Source organism: Hydrogenophaga sp. 2FB (genome assembly GCF_005503365.1).
In the GTDB taxonomy this organism is placed as follows: Bacteria; Pseudomonadota; Gammaproteobacteria; order Burkholderiales; family Burkholderiaceae_C; genus Hydrogenophaga.
In genome coordinates this window covers 23791-30274 of the sequence record NZ_SCML01000070.1, presented here as the reverse complement: position 1 = coordinate 30274, position 6484 = coordinate 23791, and the positions used below count along the sequence as shown (strand labels likewise).

6 protein-coding genes are annotated in these 6484 nt (G+C 65.4%); 3 read left to right on the top strand and 3 right to left on the bottom strand.

Annotated features, from left to right (window positions below; genetic code table 11):
- The first annotated feature begins 20 nt into the window (after positions 1-20).
- Positions 21-1205: an MFS transporter gene (locus tag FFS09_RS27530; RefSeq protein ID WP_137922094.1), complete on the top strand. Its 1185-nt coding sequence runs from the start codon at positions 21-23 to the stop codon at positions 1203-1205.
- A gap of 132 nt (positions 1206-1337) precedes the next feature.
- Entirely contained in the window at positions 1338-1841 is a 504-nt protein-coding gene (gene ssb / locus FFS09_RS27525) for a single-stranded DNA-binding protein (RefSeq protein WP_137922093.1), read from the top strand.
- Positions 1842-1943: 102 nt separating this feature from the next.
- Here ssb and FFS09_RS27520 read toward each other — a convergent pair whose 3' ends face one another.
- Genes FFS09_RS27520 through FFS09_RS27510 form a run of 3 tightly spaced genes read right to left on the bottom strand, consistent with a single transcriptional unit; the run spans position 1944 to position 5443 of the window.
- Positions 1944-2930, bottom strand: coding sequence for a Bug family tripartite tricarboxylate transporter substrate binding protein (locus FFS09_RS27520; protein ID WP_137922092.1), 987 nt, complete (start codon positions 2928-2930; stop codon positions 1944-1946).
- A gap of 33 nt (positions 2931-2963) precedes the next feature.
- Complete coding sequence (locus FFS09_RS27515) at positions 2964-4364, bottom strand: dihydroorotase (RefSeq protein WP_137922091.1); 1401 nt, start codon at positions 4362-4364, stop codon at positions 2964-2966.
- Entirely contained in the window at positions 4352-5443 is a 1092-nt protein-coding gene (locus tag FFS09_RS27510; RefSeq protein ID WP_137922090.1) for a CobW family GTP-binding protein, read from the bottom strand. Before FFS09_RS27510 ends, FFS09_RS27515 begins: the two co-directional genes overlap by 13 nt.
- Before the next feature lie 73 nt (positions 5444-5516).
- Here FFS09_RS27510 and FFS09_RS27505 point away from each other — a divergent pair, with 73 nt between their 5' ends.
- A complete protein-coding gene (locus FFS09_RS27505) occupies positions 5517-6314 on the top strand; it encodes an IclR family transcriptional regulator (protein ID WP_171020226.1) in 798 nt (265 codons plus the stop codon).
- Positions 6315-6484: the final 170 nt, after the last annotated feature.

The following is a 6484-nucleotide window of genomic DNA, read 5'->3' as shown; positions in this document are numbered from 1 at the left end:
GAGACAGGAACAGCCCGAGCATGCGCAAGGCAAACACCAGCGCGAGCGCCTCGCTCGCGCTGGTGTTTGCCTTGCGCATGCTCGGGCTGTTCATCGTTCTGCCCGTGTTCGCGCTGGAGGCAGCGCGCCTGCCCGGCGGGGACGACCCGGCCCGCGTGGGCTTTGCCATGGGGCTGTACGGGCTGACCCAGGCCTTTCTGCAGATTCCCCTGGGCCTGGCGTCGGACCGGTTCGGCCGCAAGCCCGTCATCGTTTGTGGCCTGTTGCTGTTCGCCCTGGGCAGCGGCATCGCCGCCTGGGCGCCCGATCTCACCTGGCTGGCCATCGGCCGCGCGGTGCAGGGCGCCGGTGCCATTTCCGCCGCCGTGACGGCCTTCCTCGCCGACGTGACGCGCGACACCGTGCGCACCAAGGCCATGGCCATGGTGGGCGCCAGCATCGCCCTGATGTTTGCGCTGTCCCTCGTGCTGGCGCCGATGCTGGCCAGCTGGGTCGGTCTGTCGGGCATCTTTGCCATGACGGGCGCGTTGGCGTTGCTGGCCATCGCCGTGGTGATCTGGGTCGCGCCACCCGAGCCGCGCGAACACCGGCCGTCGGAGCTGCAGCAATGGCGCACCAGCCTGGCCGAGGTGCTGCGCCACCGCGGCCTGTTGCGCCTGAACCTGGGCGTGTTCGTGCTGCATGCGGTGCAGTTGGCGATGTGGATGGCGGTGCCGGCCATGCTGGTGTCCGCCGGCTTGCCCAAGGCGGACCACGGCCACGTCTACCTGCCCGCCGTGGCCGCTTCGCTGCTCGTCATGGGCGGTGTGCTCTTCCCCATGGAACGCCGAGGACATTTGCGCACCGCGTTCCTGATCGCCATTGCCCTGATCGGCGCGGTGCAGCTCGCGCTGTGGGCGTTCGCCGACGCGCAACCCGGTCTGTGGACACTGGGTGTGCTGCTGTTCGTGTTCTTCGTCGGGTTCAACACGCTCGAGGCGAGCCAGCCCAGCCTGGTGTCCCGGCTGGCGCCGCCGCACGCGCGGGGTGCCGCGCTGGGGGTTTACAACACGCTGCAATCCGTCGGCTTCTTCGCCGGCGGCGCGGTGGGCGGCTGGCTGGCGCGGGCGCACGGCGCCGAAGGCGTGTTTGCCGTGTGTGCGGTGGCCACGTTGGCATGGCTGGTCGTGGCCTGGCCGATGCAGGCACCAACGCGCACGCGCTGAGCTTCCCCCTCCGGCTGGGTAGATCGCGTCGGGTGACGAAACGATCTGCGTGGCACTTGCGGCACAATGTCAGGCTGTTTCTCGGCCGCGCCCGCTCAGGGCCCCCGGCACTCTCTTCAGGACATCACCACCATGGCATCCGTCAACAAAGTCATCCTCGTCGGCAACTGCGGCCGCGACCCCGAAATCCGCTACCTGCCCTCCGGCCAGGCCGTGGCCAATGTCAGCGTGGCAACGTCCAGCCGCCGCAAGGACAAGAACAGCGGCGAGATGATCGAAGACACCCAGTGGCACCGCGTCACGTTCTATGACCGCCTGGCCGAAATCGCCGGCGAATACGTCAAGAAGGGCCGCCCGATCTACGTCGAAGGCCGTCTGAAGTACGGCAAGTACACCGACCAATCCGGTGTCGAGAAGAACACGGTGGACATCATTGCCACCGAGTTGCAACTGCTGGGCGGCCGCGAAGGCATGGGCGGTGGCGACGAAGGCGGTGGTGGCGGTGGCGGCTATTCGCGCCCCGCGGCCGCACCGCGGGCACAAGCCCCCGCAGCCCCTCGGCAAGCGCCCGCGGCGTCTGCGCCTGCGCGCCAGTCCAGCGGCTTTGACGACATGGACGACGATATTCCGTTCTAAGTCGGCAAAACACGCTTTTGCGGACAAAGGCCCGCGCTCCTCAGGGAGCGCGGGCCTTTTTCTTTGCTTGAGCGAAGGGGCGCGGGGAACCCGATGTGCCGGTTACTCGGGCTTGACGTCGATGCTCTTGATCACCGGTCGCCAGAGATCGATATCGTTCTGGATCCGGTGCGCGAAGTCCTTGGGCGACTGTTGACCGGTCTGCGGAATGAGACCCGCTTTGGACATCCTGGCCAGAACCGCCTCATCCGAGAACATCCTGGCCACCGCGGCCGCCAGACGCTCGGCAATCGGCGTCGGGAGCCCCGCCGGCGCGAACAAGCCGTTCCATGTCTCCGTCTGGAATCCCGGGAACATGGACGCGATGGTGGGAACACCGGGGAGCATTGCCACGGGCTGCGGGCTGGTCACGCCCAGCAGACGCAAGCGGTCGCTTTGCAGATAGGGCAGTGTTTCAGAGATGTTGGCGGTGTACACCTCCGTCATCCCCGCGATGGTGTCGGCGATGGCAGCCGCGCCGCCCTTGTACGGCACCATGACGGCATCGATACCCGCGCGTTTCAGGAACGCCGCGCCAGCGAGGAAGGACATCGAGCCGGTGCCCGCATGCGCCATCAGGAGCTTGCCCGGATTCGCTCGGCCATGGTCCACCAGCTGCTTCAGCGTTTTGTGGGGCGAAGCGGCAGGCACGACCACCACCTGGGGATTGCCAGCCACATTGGCAATGGGCAGAAAGTCCTTGATGGGGTCGTAGCGGATCTTGTACAGGAACGGCGCCAGCGAGATCTGGGCGATGGAAGCGAGGAACACCGAATACCCGTCGGCGGGCATTTTGGCGGCTTGCATCGACGCGATCGTGCCACCCGCTCCGGCGCGGTTGTCCACGACCACCGACACATTCAGCGCGCGGCTGAGGTAATCGGCCGTCATGCGGGCGACGAAGTCGGTGTTGCCACCTGCCGGGTAGGGCACCACCATCGTGATGGGCCGCTCCGGCCAACTCTGGGCCTGTACGGCGGTGCTGGATAGACCCAGGCCGCCCACGGCGGGCAACAACAGGGTGCTCTGTACGAAGGAACGTCGTTTCATGGCAAATCCTTGATGGGCGTTGGATGGGACCGCTCAGGCCAGCGCGCCGACCGGCTCGCGAACCGCCTTGGCCTGCTGGCCAAAGCCCTTCTGACCGATCACCTTGTCGTTCAGGTAAACGGTGGTTCCACGCACCACGGTGCGCACCGGTTTGGCCTTGAGCTTGCGGCCGGCATACGGGCTCCAGCCGATCAGACTGAGCACGTCTTCGTCGCGCACCTCGTATTCCCTTTCCAGGTCGACCAGCACCAGATCGGCATCCGCGCCAACCTTCAGCGCACCCTTGTTCTCCAGCTTGAACAGCTCGGCCGGCTTGGCGCTGCAAGCCTCGACCACACGCTCCAGGCTGATCTTGCCCTCGAGCGCGGCGGTCATGAACATGCTGTAGTAGAACTGCGTCGAAGGCGTGCCGGTGTGGGCCTTCCAGCCGTCCTTCCAGCCGATCTCTTTCTCCTCGCGCGTGTGCGGCGCATGGTCGGTCGCGACGATGTCGATGGTGCCGTCGCGCAGGCCTTCCCACAGACCCGGGACATTCTTCTCAGGCACCCAGTACGACAGCGCGTACGAGCCCAGGCGCTGGATCGCTGCCCATTCGCACCCCAGGAAGAGCGCCCACGGGTTGATCTCGCAGGTCACCTTCTGGCCGGCTGCCTTGGCCTGGCGGATCAGATCGACACTGCCGGCGGTCTGGGTGTGCAGGATGTGCAGGTGGCAGCCGGAGGCGCGCTGCAGGCGCAGCAACGTGGCGATGGCCGTCTCCCAGATCACACCGTCGTGCGCGGCATAGGCCTTGGCATAGGCCAGCGCGTCGCGCTCGCCGCGGTCCCAGAACTTCTGCTCGATCACGTCCATCAGCGCCTGGTCGTGGGGGTGCACCATCAGCGGCACGTTCAGCTCGGCGCAGCGCTGCATGATCTCCAGGATCTTGCCGTGGTCGTGCACGCCGATGCCGGGCATGTGCGGGTAGTCGCGGCCCGTGTCGACGACCATGAAAATCTTGAACGCGGCGATGCCCGTGTCGGCCATGGCGGGCATCTCTTCGCTGATGGTCGGCGCCGGATTGAAGTTCCAGTCCACGATCGCATCGCTGCGGTAGATGTCGTACTGGCGCTCCAGCAACTCCAGCGAGTTCGGCGGGGGCTGCACGTTGGGCATGGCCACGCTGGTGGTCACGCCGCCGGCCGCACACTGCTGCGTGGAGGTGTAGATGGTGTCCTTGTATTCGAAGCCCGGCAGCGAGCCCTGGCGGTGGTGCGAATGCATGTCGATGGCGCCGGGCACAACGGCCAGGCCGTCGGCCTCGATGACTTCCTTGGCATTGGGCTCGGTGCCCACCTCGTAGATGCCGGCGATGCGGCCATCCTGAATGCCGATCGATGCGATGCGGCGCCCCTGGGGCGTGACGATCAGTCCATTGCGGATCAAAGTGTCCATGCGATGCTCTCCTTTTGAGCGTGGGTAACGAGAGGGGTGGGAACAGCGGCGCGGCCGCGGATGACGTCGAAAATGTTCTCGACGAATGCGCGACCGAGCCCACGGGTGATGAAGACCAGCCGCGAGCGCCGGTCCTCGTAAGGCCACGCGGCCAGGGGCGCCGGTGGATGGAACAGGTGCTGCACGGCGTGCACCACGATCGGACGGGCCTCGCCGGCGATGTTCAGGATGCCTTTGACGCGCAGCAAGTCGTTGCCGTGTGCCATCACCAGCGCATCGAGCCAGGCCGCCAGTTCCTTCCAGACCAGCGGCTCGTCGTACATCAACGTGAACGTTTCGATGCCTTCGCTGTGGCGCTCTGACGTTTCCGCGGCCATCGGGCGGTAGCGCGGATGGTCCGCAGGGGCCTCGGCGTTGAGCCAACGCCGGATCGCGGGGGCCGGCGTGGCCGCCGCGTAGACGTCCAGGTCGCTCAAAACCTCCAGGCACGGCACCTCGGACTGCGTGGCCCAGCTCACCGTGGCGCCCGGGTTCAGCGCCTTGAGCCGCAGCAGCAACGCCTGGGCCTGCTGCTGGCCGGCCAGGTCCATCTTGGTGACGACCAACTGGTCCGCGACGGCCACCTGCTTGGTGGACTCCCTGAAACCGTCCAGCGTGGCACCGCCGTTGACGCCGTCCACCGTCGTGATCACCTGGGCCAGGCGGTAGCCCGTGGCCACGGGGAAGGTCATGAGGGCCTGGAGAACCGGGCCGGGGTCGGCCATCCCCGTGGTCTCGATGACGACCCGATCGAAAGGACGAACCGCGCCGTGGTTGCGCTTGTCGAGCAGGTCGCGAAGGGTTTCGACCAGATCGCCCTGGACGTTGCAGCACAGACAACCCGTGCTCAGCTCGATCGTGTTGTCGTTGCTGCTGGCAATGAGGTTGTGGTCAATGCCGATGTCGCCGAACTCGTTGACGATCACTGCGGCATTCGACAGTGCGGGGTCGCGCAGCCAACGGTTGAGCAAGGACGTCTTGCCGCTGCCCAGGAACCCCGTCAGCAGAGCGACCGGAATCCGCGCTCGATCGGAACCCATAATGTGCCTCCTAGTGGAAATCGCACCAAGCTGGAGCGAGTACATTTTTGCAATGAGTGCGAATAATATCAAAATGGAAGATAGTGCGAAACATGTCAGCTCGAATACCGACCCGGGCATCCGTACGCGCAACCGGACGCTGCACATCCTTCAGCTGTTCGAGCGGAGGACGCTGTGGACCGTGGAAGAGATCGCTGCCGAGATGGGCGTGTCCATCAGCTCCGCCTACCGGGACGTCAAGGAATTGAGCAACCTGGGGTTTCTGGCGCTGTCGGCGCGTTCCGAATACATGCTCGGCCCGGCCTTCATCCGCTACGACCTCCTGATGCGCCTGGGGGATCCGCTGTTGAAGGCCGCGTCGGAACCCATGCTCGCCCTCTTGTCGCGCACCACGCAGCACGCGGTAGCGCTGATCAGTCGTCGCTTTCGGGACCAGGTGATGTGCGTGCACCAGGTGAAGGGGACCGACCATCCCCCGTCGTCCACCTATGAACGCGGTGTCGCTCTGCCGATGTTCAAAGGTGCAACATCCAAGGCCATCCTGGCGCACCTCGGCGACCGCGCGCTCAAGCAGCTGTATCTGAATAACGAACAGGCGATCCGCGAATCCGTTGGTCTGGGGGGATGGAAGGACTTCGCCAAACAGATGAAGGCCATCCGCGAGGCCGGCGTCGCTTGCACCGATTCGGAAGTCGCACAGGGCCGCGTCGGCATTGCAGCACCCGTCTTCTGGGAAGGACAGGTTGTGGCGGGCGTCAGCCTCGTGTTCGAACTGAAGCAGTTCGACGAGGCAGGCTTTGCAACGGAAGTCCGACGCTGTGCGCGGGAGATTTCTGCGGCGCTTGAAAGCGTAAAGGGTCGTGGGACGTGAATCGGCTATCCTCAATCACAGTCGAGTGGTCCCTCGCCACTTGTGCTTGTGTGTAAGCCTGCCCGTTCCGAACGCCCGCTTGCACAGCCCTGTAGAGCTACAACATCAACACCTTGTCAGGGAATGATCGTTTACCCCTCACGGGATATCGCACATGATCAAAGTCGTCG